The organism is Paenibacillus sp. MMO-58 (assembly GCF_037146255.1).
Classification (GTDB): Bacteria; Bacillota; Bacilli; order Paenibacillales; family Paenibacillaceae; genus Pristimantibacillus.
The window spans coordinates 1-247 of the sequence record NZ_JBBCVY010000051.1; the positions used below are offsets into that span (position 1 = coordinate 1).

Annotated in this window: 1 rRNA gene; it reads left to right on the top strand. The window is 49.8% G+C overall.

Annotated features, from left to right (window positions below):
* Positions 1-89: ribosomal RNA gene (gene rrf, locus WFJ73_RS33270) — 5S ribosomal RNA — on the top strand; the annotation flags it as partial.
* Positions 90-247 lie beyond the last annotated feature (158 nt).

The following is a 247-nucleotide window of genomic DNA, read 5'->3' on the forward strand; positions in this document are numbered from 1 at the left end:
GCGTTCCCATACCGAACACGACCGTTAAGCCCTCCAGCGCCGATGGTACTTGGACCGCAGGGTCCTGGGAGAGTAGGACGTCGCCAAGCAGGTGTTTATCACCTATATTTGCTCTTTGAAAACTGGATAGCGAAAGATGAAACATCCTTAAGCAACAAATGTTTTTATTAGGTTAAGCTAATAAGAGCGCACGGAGGATGCCTAGGCACTAGGAGCCGAAGAAGGACGTGGCGAACAACGAAACTGC